Source organism: Candidatus Shapirobacteria bacterium, assembly GCA_041659325.1.
In the GTDB taxonomy this organism is placed as follows: Bacteria; Patescibacteriota; Microgenomatia; order UBA12405; family UBA12405; genus JBAZYN01.
Map to the genome: position 1 here is coordinate 217,439 of JBAZYN010000002.1, position 21,341 is coordinate 238,779.

Below are 21,341 nucleotides of genomic sequence, written 5' to 3' on the forward strand. Positions count from 1 at the left end.
CCTAATTTATAATCCACCAGTTGACATCAATGTCTTTGTCGAGCTCTTGGTCGAGGCCAATAGTAAATGAGTCGGCTGATTTTGATTTTAGATAGATAACCTGGTTTCTGGTTGAACCAACCGGAGTCAGATAGACCATGGAGTTTGGAGTCAATTTGTTGTTGACGATGGTAAGCTCGGTTTTCCCGGCGGGGAGGGTGAGAGTGCCGGCGGCGGCATTGGAACTGATTTGGGCAGAGGAGGAGGCTTGAGGGGAAGCGGAGTCGGCTGCTATTATGGTAGCGCTTTCGGTGGCGATGCTGATTTTTTGGGTATCGATTTCTTTAGCGGTTAATTTTCCACTTATGCTGGCGTCTTGAGTGGCTAACATATTGGCAATTAATGACCCAGAGACAGTAGCATCTTTAGTAGTAATATTACCGGTGGCGGTGATGTTGCCACCAACATTAAGTTGGCCGTTTACAGTGACTTCACCGGTATCAGAAATAACTAAAGTGTCTGCCAGAATGTGAACCGAGCCAATACCAGAGTGTTGAAGATAGAGAGCGGTATTGGCGGTGTCGATGTAGTTATCTTTGATAATGACATCACCGACGGAAAGAGTGCCGGTGATGAAAGCATTGGCTAATTGAGAATCACCATTGATGGCTAGTTTACCGCCGACGACTAAGTTGTCAGTTAGAGTCAGGCTGCCGGTTAACTTGGCAGAGTCGGAAGCAATATCGGTAATCCATTCTTTTGACTCGGCTAAAAGCGGGGAAGGAGTAGCCTCAGGGGGGGCGGTGATTAATTTTTGGATTTCGGCTCTAAGAGAGGAGATTTTTTCGGTCATGAGGTCGCCAAAGGAGCCTTCGCGACCGACGATACTGTCGGCATAAAGAGTGCCGGTGATGGTGGCGTCTTTGACTTCCAGGTTGTCCGTCTTGATATTTTTGGAAATCAGAGAATCTATATAGCCGGTTTTGACTTCGATATTTTCGGTAGTGATGTTTAGTGCTTCTAAATCATCTACCTGAACCAGGGGAGAAACAATTTTGTCCCGGATGGTGAGGTTGTCGGTGACAATGTCTTTGGCGGTGATGGCGCCGGTTTTGAGGTTGGCAATGGTGGCAGAGAAGAAATTGCCGATTTCTTTGACGACATTGTTTTGAGAATCAGTGAGAGTATAAATACCATCGCCATTTAGGGATAGGTTGTGCTGATAGTCGGCGGGGTTGAGTGAGGTTTGGATATCGAGATTGTCAATTTCATCGGGAGAGTCGATGATATAGCCAACCTCATCGGATTGGCGGGTGTTGTCTTGGTCGACAAAATCCCATCTGGGGGCGGTAAAACGGTAGGAAATTTTGGATGGGGAGGAAGAATAGATATAAATAGTTTTGTTGGCTTCATCAAGTTCGTACCAAACTTTAGAGCTGTCGGAAGGAGTTAAGAGAACGGTTAGCCGGCTGATATTTTCGGCCATGTTGGTGGTTTTGCTGAATAGCCAGAGGTCAGAGCCGACGGGCTGAGAGGTTAGTTTAAAACCACCCCGATAGCCGACTTGCGGAACATATTGAGAGGTGTTGATGCTGCCGACAACTTCTTCTTTTTGACCGGGCATGGCCGTTAACCAGGTGGCATATTTTGAGCCATTGATAGTGTAGGGAGGATCGATAAGACCAACGGTGATTTTACCGGCGCCGTCCTGAACTATTAAGGTGCCGCCGACATTAAGAGTACTGTTGACGGTAAGGGAACTACCAATGGTGACGTTTCCGGTCATACCGATATTGCCATTGGTGCTCAAAAAAATTGCACTCCTGTCCCAAACAACAGCGTTTGCGGTGCTGCCAACGCCGGTATTGCCAACGTTTAAAAGAAGGCCGCCGGCAGCACCACCAATACTTTCAATCTTGGCGGCGGGATCGGAACTGCTGTGTTTCCAACCACCGCTATAAAAGGCCCCAAATTTGATAGACCCAAGGTTAGCTAAAGAGAGTGAGGAACTGTTGGCGTCGGCATTGTTTAAGTCCAGATAAAACATTGGGTACTCAGAGGCAGTAGAGTCATAATATTTTGGGGCGGACAAGATACCGGCGGTTCCGACGGTGAGGTTGCCGGTAATACCGATGCCGCCGGCAAAAATGTTGGTTCCCGTTCCACTAATGTTTATGGTTCCATCTAAGGTAAGGTCTCCGGCCGCAGTTAGGTTTAAAACTTCATTAAATTGGGTAGAATAGTCGCTCGAAACTTTGAGAACGCTGGTTGCGCCGGTAGTGGTTGTGGTGTAAAAGCGGAAATCTTTGTCGATTAAGGTGTCGAAATGTAAAGCACTGGCACTTTGATATATCTGAGCATAACCGGTGCTTTCATAGTTCTGAAGCTTTAAGAATTTATTAGAGTTGGCCGCACCAGTGAGGTGCACCAGTCCGCCGTAGATGTCTAATTTTGCCGTAGGATTGGTGGTGCCAATCCCCACATAACCGGTGTTGGTAATGGTTAGAGCCTGAGTATTGTTATTTATACCCAAGAAAGAGAGACCAGAGGAAGCGGCACTAATGTTGATATTGGTAAAGCCGGTATCGGTTAAGGTGCCTCCGAGACCAAGAATATTGCCGGTTAAATGGAGACCATTATCAGCCGCATAAGTAGTACCAGTACTGGTATTGGTAATGGTAATAGAGGTACCGACCTGAGAAATACTGATACCAACTCCATTGATAAAGTTAACCTGAGAGAGAGAAGTAACGGGAGTAGTGTCACCACTGTTGGTTTGGAGTCCCCAGTTTCGATAGTTATCATAAGTACCGGAATCAAAAGCCATACTCCCGAGGACTCTTCTGGTAACGACATTGGTAGTGGGATCAATGAAGAGAGCGGTAGTACCGGAACCGACAACAGTAGAAGCAGATAAAGTCAGAGTCCCACCTATACCGACATTACCGACAGTGGAGAGAGAAGTACCAATCCGTAAGTTACCAAAGGTAACCATGGCAGCAGTATCAATGTTCTGGGGTAAGGAGAGACCAATGGCACCGGTATTGGCAGAGACACTGATCTGATTGGCAGTACCGGTTAACCAGGTAACACCAGTATTGATAATCTTGTTACCGTTGAGACCTAACCCGGAACCATAATCAACCGAGAGGACATTGTCAGATGAGAGAGTCAGACCGACACCAGCGGCATAAGTGGTACCAATACCATCGATCCATTGAAGGCCTGTTTGGGTGGATGATAAGATTTGACCGGTAGTACCGGTAGAACCAGAAGCAAGAATAGTACCGGTAAGGTTGAGGCTACCGGTTAAGCTAACATCTCCGGCAGAGTAAATACCGCCAAACCCGACATTTAGGCCGTTTCTAACATAGAGATTATTACCGATATTGGCATTTTCAGAAGTATTTAGGTTGTTGGTAAGGATATTGCCGGCATTGATAGCGGGAGTATCTATACCGTTGATATCGATAATTTCAATACCGGAAGTACCGTCGGCGATATAGGCATATTTTCCATGGACATAAGCTTTGTAAGCATTGCCGGGGGTGTCATAGGTAGTTACCAGAGAAGGCGAAGCGGGATTGCTAATATCGATTATGTGCAGACCGGAGGTGCCGTCGGCAACATAAGCGTAACGGCCGGCAATAAAGACACCGTTGGCATTTCCTGCAGTGTTATATGAGCCAACTTGAGCGGGGGAGGTGTTGTTTGAGATATCTACAACGAGTAATCCACTAGTGTTGGCGGCGATGTAAGCATATTTACCATCAGCATAAATGTCTAATGCGGTAACACCGAGGGACAGGGTGCTAACAAGGGATGGAGAGGTGGAATTTGATATATTTAGAATATCCAGACCGGCGCTGCCGACGGCATAGGCGTAATTGTTTACTACAGAAACTCCGTTATATAGCCCCGGGTTGGTCACATATTCTCCCGTTTCGATGGGGCGGGCGGGGTTAGTAATATCAACAATTTGGAGGCCTTGCTTATAATCGGCGAGGTAGGCATATTTTCCGGAGATGTAAATATCTTTTGAAACACCTCCGGTTTTAACGGTACCGCCGATACTGAGATTTTGAGGATCAGAGATATCGATAATCTGAAGATCAGTGTTTACCCCGTCGGCCAGATAGGCGTATTTTCCGGCGATGGCAATGGCGTTTGAGGGGAAACCGGCGGTGTTATAATCGTTAGTGATTACCGGGAAAGTGTTGTTGGAAATATCGAGGACAATCATTCCGGTGTAAGTGGAAACATAAGCATATTGGCCGGAAACGACGATATCATAGGCAGTTTCGCCGATAGAGAAGGTGGAGAGCGCTTCCGGAACACCGGAGATAGTTTGAAGGAAATTACCTCCGGAGAGAGTTAGTTTTGCACCCGGATTGGTTGTCCCTATCCCCACATACCCATTTTCTCTAATGGTCAGAGCCTGAGTATTGCTATTAACACCTAAGATTGAGAGACCGGAGGAGCCACTACCAATGTTGATATTGGTAAAGCCAGCCTGATCAAGTGTGCCCCCCAGACCAATGGCATTAGTGTAGTTGGTTAAACCATTAGAGAGAGTAAAGGCTCCGGTATTGGAATTAATACTTAAGACACCGGTATTGGTAATGGTTCTACCAATACCGGAACCGGAAAGAAGAATACCGGAACCACCAGTCAGAGTAGTAATGAAGTCACCAGTGGAACCGATACCGACAAAAGAAGCAGCATGAAGACCATCGAGAACATCAGCATTAAGATTGGTAACCAGATTGGTACTCCCGACACTGACAAAGGTACCACCGACAGTCAGATTGGTAAGAGTGGCACTACCACTAACACCAATCCCACCATTAAAGGTCTGATAACCAGTCCAGACATTACTGGAACCAAGGTTAAGCTGGAAGTCAGCACCGGAGAGAGTGATACCATTACTGGCGGTATAGACAGTACCGGCCGGTAAAGCACCTTTGGTGATAATACCGGAACTGTCAATGTAGAGAACAGTACTGCCAACAGCAACATTGGTACCGGTGAGAGATAGAGTCCCACCGATACCGACATTACCGGAAACACCTAACCCGGAAGTGAAGTAACCATCGCCGACCACATGTAATTTGAAAAGAGGATCAGTGGTACCGATGCCGACGTCACCATTGCTATCTATTCTGATTCTGTAGTTTTCTCCTTGTTTAAGATCTATAACACCATAGCTTCCACTGGTAATATTACCTGTTCCTAATGTTAGAGCACCTGAATTACCAGAAGATGATCCACCAGCGCCAGTAATAAGATTTACGTATCCGCCGTTGGCAGCAGAACCGGCTCGACCTGCTGTTATGGAAATGTGACCACCATTGCCGGCAGAATAATCGACAGCACCGGCGAGGAGTTCGATATTTCCAATATCGCTTCTGCTCCCCCAGGCACCTGTGTTTTGGCCGTAAATATAGACATTACCACCAATAGTATTACCGGTGTATGTTTGTTTACCGACATAGACATCTCCTCCATACCCAGCGCCACTTGTGTCGTATTGTCCTCCCTCCAGATAAATATTCCCGCCACGGAAGCCACTACCCCCTCCACGGGTTCCACCTCTGATATAAACCTCTCCTCCGTTGGCATTGCTAATTCCTGCACCACCAATAATATAGGCATCTCCGGCATTGTTACCATCACTTTTCCCCCTCATGGTGACATCACCTGTTGACAGTGTATTTATGGACAGTTGTATTGTCCCGGCAGGATTAACTACTTCGAGTTTGTTGGTTGGAGCGGTGGTGCCAATGCCGACGTTACCACTAGAAGCGATATACAGACTTTGACTATTCCCCAGACCTAAAAATGACAAAGAGAAGGAAGAAGTACCGATATTAGTATTTTGATCAAGAGTGCCACCTAGACCAATTCCGGTATTGCCAATAGCCTGGAGACCATTGGTGGCCATGTTAAAGAAACCGGTGCCACCGATCTGGAGAAAACCAGCAGAAGAGATACCATCAAGATAATCAGCAGAAAGATTGGTAACAGTATTGGTGCTACCAACAGAGACAAAGGTACCACCGACAGTCAAATTAGTGAGAGTGGTACTACCACTGACACCAATCCCACCATTAAAGGTCTGATAACCAGTCCAGACATTACTGGAACCAAGGTTAAGACGAAAATCGTTTCCCGAAAGAGTGATCCCGGTGCTAGCGGTGTAGGCAACACCTTCAGGCAGGTCGATCCAGGTAGGAGTGTCGGCGCCATTGCTAGCAAGGATTTGGCCGGAGTTACCCACAGACGAATTGGCTAGTTTTGTACCATTTCCATAGATGATTGATCCATTGGTGGCGGCTAAGTTATCGAGTAAATTTAGTTGGGTAGCGGTGGCTGAGATGAGAGTGTTGCCGATTGATATATTGGTAGAACTGAGGGTAGCGCCAACATAGACATTTCCGGCGGCAGTAACTTCAAAGCGGGTATGAAGCTCAGACGTGTCGCCGAGGCCGGTATTGTAATTTTGAAATTGAAGAAAGTTGTAGCCCCGAAGTTGGTTGCCCACCTGGCCACTGAATAAGTTTCCGGTGGCTAAATTGGCGTTGGTGGCATCGATGAAGCCGCCGATACCGGCAGGAGGAGTGGTGCCTTCTGTTAAAAATTGAATCACTCCGGCCCCATCGGGGTTGATGGTAATGTCGCCACCGCTGCCGTCGGTGGCCTTGATCAATACCCCCTGACCCTCGATGCCAAGTGAGCCGTTGGTGGCTTTGATAGTGGGGACATAGGCGCCACTATCGCCAAGATTTAGGTTGCCCTGTTCGTCGAGGACGACCACGTTGTTGCGATAGGCGACACCGGAGGGACCAATGCCTAATCCCTGAAGTGTTTCTGAGTTTAAGGCGTAGGCGACAGTGGCGATTTGCTGACGGGGATCCATGACCTCATCGTCGGCGGTGATTTCTAGCCAAACGGCAGTGTGTTCAGAAAAAACGCTAGAGGGAATTTCTAAACCATGAGTTTTACCTATAATTACGGAAAATATACCGTTGGTATCGGGAGTAACTACTTGGCTAGCGCCGGTTTCAGAGGTGTAAAGTGAAGTGCCGACACCCAGGGTGGGGTCGTCAAAGAATTTGAAGACGATGCCAGTTTCGGAGCTAATCGGGTTGCCATCCTGGTCGGTTAGACGACCCTGAAAGGAAAATTGACGGGTGGGACTTTTGGGAGCGTTGGCGGTGGAATAGGCAAGTTGCCTTTTGGCTTTGAGAATGGTTTGTGAGTAGAGCCCATAGCCGAGGCCGGAGAGGATGATAAGAATTATGGAGACGAGAAGGTATTGGTTAAAAAGAGAAAAGCCTGGTCGTTTTACACCTGGTAAGGGAGTGGGTGGGTTAAGTAGGTTTTTGATATACTTTCTTATATTTGATTGAGGCGTGTTTTGAGATTTTAGGTAGTATTTGAAGCTCTCGACAAGCTTGGTTGGAGAAGGTCTCTGGTGTTTTTTTAGGGCGGACTTGAAAAAGTTTGAAGTAATCAGTTTTTGATCAAGGGCGAATTGGCAGAACTTGTTTAAGGATGCCAGGCGTCTGGCGGAATTGTTTTGAGTGGAAAGATAGGAGACGTATTGGCCAAAGGCAGCTTTGGAAAATATGTTGACAACTCTCTCCTCGGTGTAGGCGATAAATTTCCTGGTATCGACTAGATAATTACGAATCGTATTGGGATTGTAACTGCGCTTTTCAAGCCAGGAATGGAAGCTATTGAGCACAAGCTCAATATTTTGTCGATCACCCATGATTATTTCCAGAGCCAGATAAAGCTGGCAGCGATTATGAGAAAGGGGAATAACTTTTCGGCGATAATTACCAAAGGGCTTTGCGGGTGCGGTGATAAAGAATCAGGTATAAAATGGTATTTTTTATACGTTTTTAAGTGGCGTCTGATAGGGTACATAGAATAACTATCTACTATTAGAAAAAAGCTGTCAATAGTCGGTTTTTAGGGGAAAATGATACGTTATGATAGTATCTTGTAACTGGTAATTTGTAATCAGTAATCTGTAATCTGAATTTCACGGGGCGACAATACACGAATAGAACTACTATCATTTAAAAACATATACAATCAAATACATAATAAAGTGGATAGGTGGAAAAATATTGAGATGCGGGGAAATGCGGAATAGATATTCTGATATTAAAAGATAGTAATAAGACATACCAAACTTGTTTTTTATCTATTGGTTTGATGGGGTTGGTGAGAATAGTTTAAGGAGAGCCGGTGTGTGGCAAATAGTATCATCAGTATTGACGGTGGCGGTTTTGCGGAGATGAAGACATGATGTAGTAAAATAGACCAAGTGATGAAATTAGATGAATCTGAGAAAAATGTAACGCGAACTAACAGAATACATAGGGTTAGCTTATGTAATAGAGTGATATATAAAATTAATAATATGGTCAATCTGTCGTCGGGGTAAGGAAAACGGGAATAATCGGGTAAGGTGTTTATGCAAAATAACCCTAAGAAAAGACTAAACAAGGATAAATATTTTGTTGGCAGCTTAGAGTAAATATTGCCAAAAAGGTAATTTATAATATGATTTGTGGTAGATGTGATATGATATTTTTATATGATCAGTAAGAGGAGAAATGTTGTTTTGGTAGCGGCAGCGGTTTTTGGTATCGGTTTTGTATATTTTCTGGCGACTTTTGTAGTACCAAAGATTCTGGTCACTATGACAAAGGCGGCACCGGCAACGAAAATATCAATGTCAAATTCCTATCTTTTGGGATCAAAGATATTGTGTAAAGCTGACGGGACGGATAAATGTGGAGTGAATGTTTTTTTGGGTGATTCTGAGGGGAGGCCGGTGGCGGGAAAGATGGTGGCTTTGTCGACGACAGGGGTGGAAGCGGAAGTGTCGCCCGAAGCGCAAAAGTCAGATCAGACGGGCAAGACCGGTTTTACATTGACGTCGAATAAAGAGGGTCAGGTAACTGTTGCGGCGAGTGTGGATGGGACACCGATGGAGAAATCGGTGGTGGTGACTTTTAGAGGAAACTAGCTAGGGGGTAAAGGTAACCTTTACTTTTTGGGAAATTTCTTTTGAGTTTACCTTGGCAACAATTTCATATTTTCCGGGAGTGGAGGAAGTAAGGTCGAAAACGCTTTTTCCCATGTCGTCGCTGGTGGCCTGGATATCAGTTAAATTTATCGCTGGAGGTTTGGTCAGCTCTACCTCCTGGTTTCCGACGCCCATGCCCCGACCGTCCAGTAAAAAAACAGTAATGCGGATTTTTTCTTTACCATCGGCCTTGGCCTGGAGGGGGGAGGCAAAAAGATAGGAGTTTTCTAAAGTAATCGGACTAGTGCTGTTGAGCCCGGTGGCCCGGCCGGAATAGATAGCGGGGCGAACGACCAGATAGGTGACGGCAATGAGAGCGAGAAGGAGGATTGCGATGGTAAGCAGGGACTTGGTTGACATCCTGGTTAATTATCGATGATTGCTGATTAATTAGCAACTTCCTTCAGTCAGAAAACTTGATGGCGGCGTTGGAATTAAAAATTGTTTTTATCTGAGTAGGTGTGAGAGGGTAGTTATATATTTGGACATCGTCAATGAGGCCGGAATAGTATGTAGAGCCGACTTTGCCTAGGTTAACCGTATTGGCAGGAAGAGAAGCAGAGGAAACAACAGTAATGTGGTGCCAGTTAGTATCGGGAATGGTGGAGGATAGACGACCATCAACATAAACAGTTTCGGTACCAAAACCGGTAACAGTAATAGTACCGGAGGATATAGCGATACTGTCGGAGGCGGATAATTCAAGAATACTTTGACTTGTAGAAGAAGGTTTAATCCAGAAACTGACAGCAGTAGCACTGGTACCGATATCACCAACAGAGACATAATCATCAGAACCATCAAGGTTGAGACTGCTGTTTATCTTTCCGGTGGCACCATTGAACCAAACACCGGAAGTAGTGCAGGTACCGGCAGAGGTTTGGGTGCCGGAGGCACCAACGGAAAGGGTACCATGAAAAGTGTCGGAGGAGGAATTGTGGACAGCGGTGCCCTGGCATTCGTCCATTTTGTAGTGAGCAATTGGTCTACCGTGGTTGTAGTCAAGGGCGATTTGGGCGGGGGAACGAGCGTAGTTATAAACCAGGATTTGATCAATTATTGCGTCGGCAAAATCGTCGTTATCAATATCCGAACCGGAAGGTCTAGTTCTTAATCCGATTCCCATATATGGATTTGAAGCATAGGTTTGGATATTGCTGCTGGTCACAGAGGTGTTCTGTCCCCTGAGAATTCCATCGACAAATAACTTTGAAGAAGTACCATCAACGACATAAGTTAAAAAATGCCATTTATTGTCCCTATACGAAGCCTGGGAATTGGTGTATAAGTGGCTGGAGTTATTACAATAGTTGCTGACCGACAGAACTCCGTTCGCGCTTCTCCAGCCGATAGCTTCGTCTGCGTTTGCAGAAGTAGCGGGGAGATTGGCATCTCCAAACTGGATGAGCGGTCCGGATGAGGCGGCGGAAGTTTTAAACCACAAGGCGATAGTATGAACTTGATTACCGGAAGTCCGTATCGGAATTCGAATGTTTTTGATATAGTTATTTACACCGTTAAAACGCAAACTCTTACCGATTCTTCCTGATAACCAGCTGGCATTTACTATTTCACCGGTGTTATTGTTTCCGCTAGTGTCATAAGTAGAGTTGCCGACACCCTCATTAAAATCCCACCTACCAACAGGTGGTAAACAGGCGGCACTATCGCCGGGGATACAATATTCCTGGCTGGCGGCAGAGGAGGGAGCGGTGTTGCCGGTGCCGGAGGAGAGAGTGCCAAAGACAACAGCCGAGCCAAGGTTATAGTCCTGTTTTATTTCGTCGCCGGTGAGAGCATGGTTGTAAATCTTGACTTCGTCAAGGAGGCCAGTATAAAAATCATTATTATATTCAGGATTCCTTCCAAGACTGGGGAGAACTCCACCTATGAGATTGGAATTGTTATAACTTGAGTTAGATCCTGTTGCATCCAACTTACCGTCAATATATAAACTTAAAGTTGTATCGCTTGTTTTGACTAAGGCGACATAGTGCCAATTATCATCGTTAACAATTTTTGTCCCGCCGACAGAGAGTATGAAAGTTCCACCATCTCTAAAACTGCCTGATGCTTTTCCGCCGGAGATTGTAAGGAAACCATTGAGTGTATTATTTGCAGCATAATCCCCGTAGAGTGTTCCGCTGCTTGCGGTTGTTTTAAACCAAAGAGAAATGGAAGGGTTTACACTGGTGAGATCAAATTCCGCACCTGTAGAGAGGGTGACATAATCATTGCCATCAAAACTTAACGCCTTGCCGAATTTTCCATCGTTGGACCAATTGGGGGCGGAGGAGCCGGTGCCGAATGTGCCATTGTTAGTCCCGACAGAATCATGAGCGATGGTGTTATAGCCTTCATCAAATTTCCAATGAGCGACGAGTTTTTTGGAAATGGGAGTGACTACCGGTTGGCCGGGTTCTTCACCAATGACGACAGCTTTACCAAGATTAGTTTCTTTTTTGATTTCAGAAGAGGACAGAACATAGGGAAAAACTTTGATTTCATCCAGGAAGCCGGAAAAGAAGTCGGCGCCTGATTGGCCAATTTTGAGAGAGGAGAGACCAAAAGAAGTCGAAGAAGTGATAAGAACCTGGGACCAGATATCAGAAGGGACGGCAGAGGTAGCGGCGCCATTGACATAGATAGAGGGAGAGGTAAGGCCATTGGCTTGAAGAATGTTGTTTGTTAGAGTAACCGTTTGGATGCCATTTAAATCAAAAATCGGGGTAGAAGAGGCAGACGGCTTGATCCAAAAGGAAAGACTTTTTAAACCGGTCAGACTGCCGTTGACGATGGCATAGTCATCGGAACCATCAAAACTAAGGCAGGAGTTGACGGCACAGGAGGTGCCAATAGCCCAGGTAGGTGAGGAGCTACCGGAGCCCAGAGCCCCGTGGTTGATGTTGATAGAATCATTGAGAATAGTACCGGTATTTTCGTCAAGTTTCCAATAAGAGGTTGACGGTTCGCCGTCGGTAAAGCGCTCGGTATAGCCTGATTGTTGTTGATGAGAGCCGAGGCCGGAATAGTAAAGGTCGGCGACTTCGGCGGCGGTAAGAGGATCGTCATAGAATTTAGCGTTAGAAATGGTGGTGCTATGTGGTGAGCCGTAACTGGTAGGAATGAAATCCACTCGGCCATCATCGGTGTGGGTATTAAAGGTAATGGCTGAACTGGCGACGTTATTGACGAACAGTTGGGCGGTTGTTTCGTTCCAGGTATAAACAAGGTGATACCATTTATCTTTGGTGATAGTGGTTGAAACAGTAGCGGTGCCACTGCCTGTGCCATAATGACCGACTCTGAAACTACTTATTGTGTCGCCGGGATTGTTAGAGTAATTTCCTATAAAAAACCCATTTCCCCAGCCGTAACCTCCCGAACCTATTTTTAGATAAGTTAAAGTGTCCCATTGTTCAGCGGGGCCGTCGGATCCGTTCCAATTAGGTTTAACCCAGAGGCTGACGGTTCCGGTAGTATCGTTTGTAGGGATGGCGGTATTGTAAATTGTTTGAGCGATAGCTCTGGTGCTGGTTGATTCGTTGGCAGTTCCTGTCCAAGAATAACCTATTCCCATATTACCGTCGGTATAAGTGGTTAGGGTTTGGTTTTGTTCCAACTGAAAACCATCGACATAAATAGTTTTTCCGGATTTAACCTGAAGGCCGTAGTTTTGAGAATCGGAACCGGCTGTACCCCGATACCAGAGTCGCCACCAACCACCACCAGCATCGACATAGGTAGTGCCAACAGCAACACCATTGAAAATTAGTTGGGCGACGGTCGAGGAAACAGCCCCACCCATGTTGCCGGTAGTACCATCGTAGACGTAGGCGGAGAGAGTGTGAGTGGCGGTGGAGCCGGTGTTGATGGGTATTACAAAACCTCTGGGATCAGATGCAAGTGAGTTATTGATGGTGGTTGATTTTGCCCCAAATTTGAAATAGGGAGAGATGGTGTTTTGAATAAAGCTGGCGGGCTGAGGTAAAAAGGTGGCATCAGCTTGATTTAGTCCAGTTTGGTTGGTGCCCCAAAAGGCAGTAGAAGGGGCGGTGCCAAAATTAGCCGGGATGGAGGATAAAGAGATTCGGGAGGTGCCGTCAAGGATAAAGGACATAGTACCGCCACCGGTATAACCAATGGACATTTGATAGGTGGTACCGGCGGTGACAGCACTGGCGTCCCAGGTGGCACTGGCGGTGGAGCCAACCATAGAATAATCAAGTTTGATGGTGTTGGCAGCTGACCAATATAGCCTGATATAGTCATCGGAATCGCCGTAAAATTCGGCTATATATGGCATGGTAGATCCGAATTTATTAATGATTGAGGCGGAATGTCGGGGAGTGTAATCAAAGACGACTGAACCAATCGTTGTGCCCGTTCCCAGGAGGGTATGGGTGTAAGTATCGGTACCGTCGATTCGGATTCGGTTGGATTCGAGAGAATTGGTAGAAGTTGCCGGGGTAACCGTAAGAGAAACGTCGGAGAGCCGAAAAGCATATAGATCGTCAACGATGCCTACAGTCCAAGAGTAAAAAGAAAGATAAGATCCTTCCCCGCATAAGGTTGGCATTCTGACAGCATTAAAGAAATTTTTCCATGTACTGCCTCCGGTACTGGTGGCGACCATATTTCTATAGGGGTCTGGGCATTCATGAAATCCAAAGTTGGCATCCGATGCTCCTTTTGCAGCAAAACCAACATTTATAAACGATCCCGTAGAGAACGTTGTATCTAGGTCGTAAGTACCGTTTTTCCCGTATGTGCTCATCCCGTTGATTTGCCAGGCTGATAAACCAGAATTAACATCAGATAATTCTTGTTCGGCTTCGCCTTCGGTTCCACTTGTAATTGTAAAACCCGTTGGTAACCACGGAGTTCCGGAGCCTGTTTCCATTGAGGGTCCGTTGACCTGATTTGGCAGTAATTCTACTTGATGCCAATGAACAGTGCCCGAGTTAGCAGCATTAACGAGCTTGACTGTTATGGAGGTACAATCTGCAGATACTCCATGTTTTGCAATTGTCGGTAGTTCAAAGGTAAATAACATTACGTCGGGTGCGGTTCTGCCGGAGCCTACAGTGCCGGTGTAACTAGTAATATCTGCCCCGTTTGTTTCATCATAAATAAAGATTTTGGGTTGACCAGTGCCATCGCCACTGTTGGCGATAGCTCTGACAACATAATTTTGGCCGGCGGTAAGACCTGTTTTCGTTGTACTAATACCTTGGTTAGCACCGGTAGTGGTAAATTTATAGCCGCCTGCATATATTTTTTCGCTGGCTGCCAGAGGGGCTACCGAAAGGTAGGTGCCACCCGCATCAAGTGTCTCCATAGCATCCGTAACATTTGCTACCTGGTCGGCGGTGAGGGTGGTGTTGTAGATGGCGGCGGCCTGGATTTTTCCGGGTAGGAAAGAATCGGCTCCGGAATTAGTATTTTTTGCCCCGATATATAGGTTTTTATTTGGCGGATTTATTATTGGTATAGTACCTGGTTCTGAGGTTCCGTTAAGGTAACCTTTGTTATAGGACATGCCCATCACGCCGGAAGCTACCGCACCGGAGAGATATAAGCTATCATAATGTCCGTTGTAATATGCTTTATAGCCGCCACCCCCAGCTATAGGGTATACTGCAACGGACCAGTTATTGTTATCGGTTGTACCGATAATAGCTCTCCAGTAATCAGAGGTATTCGCATCAGAGAATCTTACTAGATAGCTCCAGGTATTTGCAGAAGGTGTTAAACCTGTTGTTAAGAATTGGTTGGTTCCGTTAAATGTCCAGCCTGTTGAAGCTGACCATGTGGGTGCGGTGCCGGAGGTTAGATTGTATGTTCCCGGATTAGCCAGATTGACATAACTTGCCGCTGAACTTCCAGCTCCAATTGCCTGATAAGCTGCCACTTGCCCGGTTGTGCCACCCACTTTATACCAAGGGATTACGTTCCAGCCATCATTGGGGGCAGTACCGCTCATCATAAATCCACCTGTATTGGTAGTCGATGTATATAGCACATTGGAAGCATGGGGGTGGGACCAGGCCTCTCCGGTTGCTGTTGTGCCTAAACCCAATGTCCCTGTCGAAGAGTTGGTAGGCAGGGCAAAGACGACGTCCCAAGAACCGGTTATTGTAGCGGGATCTTTGCCGATTCCGCTACCGTGGATTAAGGCTATCTCATCTCCGTTGCCGGCGTTTATGCCATAGGCGCCATCCCAAAGGGGACGACGATAGATAGTTAAACCTTCGATAATTCCATCTGCTACCCCGATACCGCCGCTAATTCCTTTCCCGATATAGATATTTGAATTCGTAGCATCAATAGTTGGGGCAGAGGTTCCCCCATAAGAATGAGAGTCACCCACAGAGATGCTTAAGTAATTTGTTCCATCAAGATTATAATCAGACGACCATCTTGCTGTGATTAAATAGGTGGCTCCGGCAACTAAGGTTTGGCTTTTAGTTGCATATTTTTCGTCTACTCCCAAGGAAAAATATTTATAACCCACCCTACTGTCATACACTAGTTCTATGCCGTTCCAATCGCTACTAAAAGCAAATAATCCATGTACTGAGGTGTCGTCATCAGAATTAAACTCCGGGGTGTACCAAAAGGTAATACTTCCTTGTTTTCTATCGAATTGGTTATAAAGATTGCCAGCAATTTGAGAACCAAGGGGGAAAGCGAGCGAGTCTCCGTTAGCATCTCCCCAGCGATCTCCCTGGATAAGAACGCCTGCAGCAAAAGGGGCGGTGGCGCCGGTGCCGGCATTTCTTTTGGCGATATTTGGGGTAAAGGTGGAAAAATCATTTCCACCATCGGTCCAGCCAATACTATATGTGCCGTGTTCGAAACTGGGATTAGTAATTTTGTTGGTAGTGGCCTCTTCCAGAAAAATTCCCGGGTGTGCGGCATAAGATTGGGTGGGGAGAGTGCCGGTGTCGAGAGTTGAGGAGTCGATGCCAACAAGCCCACCGACATATTTGGCACCGGTGATAGTGCCGTGGTTGGCGTTGCCCGAATCGTCGATGGCCTTGCCGGAGTTTCTGGGGTCATCCCCGTTTTCGTCAAAATGAAGAAGAAGTTTGGTGAATTCATCGCGGACAAAGGGGGTGGTTTGGGGGGTAAAGTCGGTGGTGTAACGAGCGACACTGGAAACTCTTACTTCGTCAACAATCCCGTTGTAGTTATTGGAGCCAATATTAAATCCTGACCATATGGTTGGTGTTGTGCAAAGCCCGGTTCCGGTAGCATAATTGTTGCCGTTTAAATAATATTTTATATCGGCACCGTTTCGGACAATGGCGATGTGATACCAGAGATTATGAGTTATGTTTGCGCTTGAAGCGCTATAATCTTTACAACCGTTAAAAGTATATGCTTGAATGTCATGTCTTCCGTCTCCCCAGTAATGAAAAACGCCTGACCCTCCGTCTCCTCCTCCGTTTGTTAGCGACATAATTTGCGAGCTTATCGGGTTGTCGGCAGCTTTAAACCAAAATTCTACAGTAAAAAAATTTGAGCCGGACAATAGGGTGCCTGTTTTGCTTACATTGTCTCCACTTCCAAAACTTAAAGCACTATTGGCTCCGGAATAGCGAATGGCACCGGAGGAAGTGGTGGGGGTGGTGGTACCGGAGGCGGTAGCGCAGGTGGTGTTGCCGTTGAAACCACAATAAAAGGTAGCCTGTTTGGAGCCAATATTAAAAGCGGAAATGGACGAGGCGTCAACAGCATTTGGGTTGGAATAGTAAAGAAAGTAATTGGGATCGACGGCAGAGTTGGCCATATCCGCCTGGAGGGGGAAATGAATAATGGTACTGGCAGAGGTGGCACATGTGGCGGAGGAGGGGAGATCAACATAGTAGTTTAACTGAGCGTTGGTGGTGAGAGATTGATAATAAACTCTAAGATCAGCGCAGTCTGATTGAAGGTCACCGGAATCAACTAGAGCTTTGGTATTGAGGGTAAGGGAATAGGTGGTATTGGCGTCGAGAGTTTGGCCGGAGTTGTTGGCCAGGGTAAGCTGTTTGCGTTTTAACCACTCACCGGCGGTGACAGGCCAAGAAGCGGCTTTAATAGAGGCTCTTTTTTGATTGATACGAATGAGAAGAACAATAGGGATGAGAAGAAAGACAAGGATAATAAGAAGGGTTTTGTAAGAAAAAGAGCTGGCCCTTTTGTGAAATGACATCAATTAAGTATAGAGTCTGAAAGTCGGAAAGTCGAAAGTCTAAAAGCCATGCCTGCCGGCAGGCAGGTCTAAAAGTAATAAAGTAGAAAATTAGTAAGGTAGGCGGGGGACGAAGCGGGGGTAGATTTGGAGAGTGGATTCAATTTTGTGAGATTTGAATAAAAGAATGAAAAAGATAAAGAGGGTTAAAAGGAAGACGGGGATGAGGACGATAAAGAAGTAGTATTGCTGCCAATAGAACCACCAAAGGGAGGGAAGAGTATAAAGAAGAGTATTCGATTTCGGTGAATTGCTGTCAAGATATTTTACAGAGGTGTACAGGCGGTAATTGCTGGAGTAGGCGGTGGGGAGGTTAAATTCATAATTTCCGGCGGTATTGGTTTTGGTGGTGAGGGATGGGAGAGAATAGGCTTGAACTTCTTTTGGAAAAGAAAGGGCGGAGTTGGTCACCTTGAAAAATTCAATTTTTATCTCTGAGTCGGGGATGGCTTGGCCGGAGGCAAGAGCGGTAGAATTTGGTTTTATTTTGGCAGTGTCAATTGTCAGGGTGGGAGAGAGGAGGATGGGGCCGGTTTCGGTGTGATAGTTAGTTTCCGGTGGAGGGGGGATACAGACGGGAACGGATTGACGAAAACTATCGTCGGTGGAGCGGAAACAGAGTTCTGAGGGTAGTTTTGGTAAGAGGGTTTTGAGAAATATAAAATAACCGGTGGTATCGCTGTATGTCTGGGAGTAAACATTGGTGCTTTCCATCTCTACTTTTGAGAGAGGAGAGGTATAGCCGTAGACGGTGATTTCGTTTTCGCCGATTGAAGCGGAAACCAAAACTGCTGACGGTTGGACGGTATACAGAGAAGCAAGAGAGTCTTTCGGAGTAAATGCCTGTGCCAGAAAAAAAAGGAACAGGATGAAGCTCATGGGATTATTTGCTGTCTTTGTATTTTTTCTTGAGCTCTGAGAGTTCTTCTTCGAGTTTTTCGACTTTTTGGGCGTCCTTTTTGGGCGGATTGGTTTGGCCGATCAGTTTTATCAAGATGAGCAAAAGGGCGAGGGTGGCGACAACCAGGACAATAATCTTCCATGGGATTACCCAGAAGAAAATGGTGGCGGCCAATAGGCCTCCGGCAGTACCATAGCCGGCCTGAAGGTTGGCTTTGTAGCGACCAAATAACCATTTTTTGCTAAAGGTATTTTCGAAAGTTCGGCTAGTATAGGGGAAAATGTTGGTGTTGTTGAGAGGGAGATTAATGACGTTTTTGCCGAAGATATTTGAAATAGCGATGTGGCCAATCGGGTTGATATGGATATCGGAGAGGTTTTTTATGGTGGTAGTGAAATCGACGGGGCCATATTCAAGAAAGATGGGGGCGGAAAAATCGGTGATTTGAGCGTCCTGCTTTATGTCTCCGGCGATGGTGATGTAAACAAGAGTACCGACATTGGTCTCGATGGAAGAGCCGGTGGCATCCAGGACAGCTTCGTTTTGGGGACTGTGAAGAACCATGGCATAGTGACCGCCGGGGATGGCATCGTCGGGAGCCAGGACTGACAACATTAATGATTTTGTTTCTCCGGGTTTAAGCTTTATCTGAGAGGGGGAGACCTGAACCCAATTGCTAGCGGCCCAGCGATTTTGGGTTTCATCAGTGGCGACCCTTACCGGGGTGCCATCGTCGGTGTTGACAATGAAGTCTGAGGTGATGGTGGTAATAACTCTTTCGGTGGAGGATTCGTTTCGGACTTTGATTTCTCTGGTGACGACTTCACCCGGATTGAGGGAGATTTCAAGTCGGGGGGGAATAGCGGAAAGGCCAAGGGCGGATTGGGCATTTGCCTGGGTAACCTGTAATTTGTAACCGGTAATCAGTAACAAAAATAGGGCCAGAATTTGTGATAATTTCTTTTGATTTGTTTTCATTTTAATTACAGATTACTAATTACAGATTACCGTTTACAAATTTAAAATGTTGCCGTGGCGGTGTATACCAATTTGCCTTCGTAATTTCCGGCCTCTTGGAAGTTGGTAACCGATAAGCGATAACAAACCCAGGCGGTTTCGCTGGTAGTGGGCGGACTGGCGCTAGAGAGAATGGTTTGGGCACTGGTGGAGCCTATACCGAAAGATTTGTAGCCTGTGTTGTAATCAAAGATGGAGGTGCCGACATTAATATTTTCGATTGAATAACCCCACTCTGACCGAGCCGTGTCAACGGCCGTCCAGGCGGCGGCGGTGGTGAATGAACAGCCACCATTGCAGTCGGTGTCGGGGATGGTGGTGGTGGTGTTGATATTTTTCATATTATTTTCCTCAAAAACTGTGACGGCATAACCGTTGTCGGCATTGGTGACACAGGACAGGTGTTGGGCGAGATCGTTGAATACGGACAAGTTTAGAGATCCGAAATTGACAGCGGTAGCGGTAGTGTTGGGAGCGGCGGCGCTTAGAGGGGAACCGCAAAGTGAGTCTCCGGCGCTTAGAACTCCGGAAGTGCCGATGGTAAAGGTAAGTGTCGGGTCGACGGTGGCAGTAACACGAACTGCTTCTACCAAGGCAATTCGGCCGGCGGTGGTGTCGGAGCTATATACTGCACCAGTGCTGTCGGTATGGCGAACGTAATAGAAATATGTGTCTCCGGAAGAATCGGCCTGACCCGGGGTGTGGCTAGAAGAGGCACTCGGATTAATTAACTGACTGCCGGTGGCGAGGTCTGTTCCAATAACCATGGAGACACCGACATCAACAGGATTGGTGGTGCCAGCAGCAAGGGCGCATTCGATGATATGAAAGGAACTGGTGGTCGACCCATTGGTAATAACGGCGGTGGTACCGGTGGCGGAAGCGGTAACGCCAAAAGGACAGGTAATATCGGCAAGGTTAACCCTGGTACCCAGGCCGGTTTGGGTGCCACCGACATCCTGACCGAGGTCAAAACCGTCTTGGTCGGGAATACCGTCGGCTTCTTTACCGGTGACCGAGGTGGCTTTGATGAGAAACTGCCATTTGTTTCCCGGAGACGTGGATTTGGGGGTGAAATGGACAGTATGGACGGCGGATCTGGTGGCGACAATGGCAGCACCGGCAAAATTATTGCTAACACCGATGCCGGTATTTAGTTGGATAGAGGCGGTATTACCAATGTCCCGAACTGTATAGACGGTCATCGGACCGTTTAGGTCAGCTCCGGTAAAACCGATTGCGATGGTGTCTCCCACGAATAAATTGGAGGTGTTAAGTGATGGGGCGGTGCCAGCGGTCATTGATACTCTGATAACATTGTCGCCGGCAGAACTTCCGGCGCTAAGCCGGGCAAAATATGAGAGTTGGGAGGTGGAGAGAACGTCCTTGACGTTGGTGGAGGGGGCGGATTCGAGTTTTTTGGTCCGAGCAAAAAAGAAAAAACAAACGATTAACAGGCAGGAAAAAACGGAGAGCTCACGAATGGTACGTTTCATTTATAAATAGTTATAAAAATGGCAATAATTCCTATACCTTAAAGATAGACCAAGTTATTAACTATTGTCAATGAGTAGGTGGGTAAATTTTATTACAAAGGGAGTTGGGGCGGGATGTGTATTTAATAGGTTGATTTTTAAAGAATATAGGTCTATAATGGGTTATGGCTGAGTATGAAGTTGAGGTGTTGAGAAAAGGAGAATCTTTGGAGGGGGAAGGAGTTGTCGCTGTAGTTTCTAGTGGAGATCTTTTCGAAATAGATGGAATACGAGTTGATAATTGCTCAAGCCCGACTTCGGGTGTTATTGGGCAAGTGTGGGTTCCGGAAGGGGGCTTTAGGGTAAGCCTAGAAATGTTCGGGTCGAGGGTAGAAGTTGGTGGGAGGGTCTGTAAAGAAAAGTGCGTCCGGGGGGCTTAGTTTTAATGAAAATGCAGGTATAGGGGGGCAAGGTGTGGTGGCAGAGATTTTTAGAAGGGGTGAGGTGATTGATCAACAAAAATCGAAAGGGGAAAGTGTGGTGATGGTTAAAGACTCGCCAGTATCTGTTATTGTAGAAAAACCGAAAGGGGACACAATCGTTTTCAGGTATAGACAA

8 protein-coding genes are annotated in these 21,341 nt (G+C 46.5%); 2 read left to right on the plus strand and 6 right to left on the minus strand.

The genetic code is table 11. The features are described 5' to 3' along the window. Position 1: 1 nt before the first annotated feature. Positions 2 to 7,756 carry a hypothetical protein gene (locus WC841_04260; protein MFA5828538.1) on the minus strand — a complete coding sequence of 2,585 codons (7,755 nt, stop codon included), beginning with the start codon at positions 7,754 to 7,756 and terminating at the stop codon, positions 2 to 4. Positions 7,757 to 8,593: 837 nt separating this feature from the next. Here WC841_04260 and WC841_04265 point away from each other — a divergent pair. Further along, positions 8,594 to 9,028: an Ig-like domain-containing protein gene (locus WC841_04265; protein ID MFA5828539.1), complete on the plus strand. Its 435-nt coding sequence runs from the start codon at positions 8,594 to 8,596 to the stop codon at positions 9,026 to 9,028. On the opposite strand, the gene WC841_04270 is transcribed toward WC841_04265, so the two are convergent. From WC841_04270 to WC841_04290, 5 genes are all read right to left on the minus strand, one after another. Next, positions 9,029 to 9,448 carry an invasin domain 3-containing protein gene (locus WC841_04270; GenBank protein ID MFA5828540.1) on the minus strand — a complete coding sequence of 140 codons (420 nt, stop codon included), beginning with the start codon at positions 9,446 to 9,448 and terminating at the stop codon, positions 9,029 to 9,031. Positions 9,449 to 9,491: 43 nt separating this feature from the next. Next, positions 9,492 to 17,291, minus strand: a complete 7,800-nt coding sequence (locus tag WC841_04275; GenBank protein ID MFA5828541.1) for a LamG-like jellyroll fold domain-containing protein — start codon at positions 17,289 to 17,291, stop codon at positions 9,492 to 9,494. Positions 17,292 to 17,381: 90 nt separating this feature from the next. Next, entirely contained in the window at positions 17,382 to 18,209 is an 828-nt protein-coding gene (locus WC841_04280) for a hypothetical protein (protein ID MFA5828542.1), read from the minus strand. Positions 18,210 to 18,213: 4 nt separating this feature from the next. Further along, on the minus strand, positions 18,214 to 19,209 hold the full coding sequence (locus tag WC841_04285) for a hypothetical protein (GenBank protein MFA5828543.1): 996 nt from the start codon (positions 19,207 to 19,209) through the stop codon (positions 18,214 to 18,216). Positions 19,210 to 19,250: 41 nt separating this feature from the next. Continuing rightward, complete coding sequence (locus WC841_04290) at positions 19,251 to 20,744, minus strand: hypothetical protein (GenBank protein MFA5828544.1); 1,494 nt, start codon at positions 20,742 to 20,744, stop codon at positions 19,251 to 19,253. 164 nt (positions 20,745 to 20,908) lie between these two features. On the opposite strand from WC841_04290, the gene WC841_04295 reads away from it, so the two are divergent. Beyond that, a complete protein-coding gene (locus tag WC841_04295) occupies positions 20,909 to 21,163 on the plus strand; it encodes a hypothetical protein (protein ID MFA5828545.1) in 255 nt (84 codons plus the stop codon). Positions 21,164 to 21,341 lie beyond the last annotated feature (178 nt).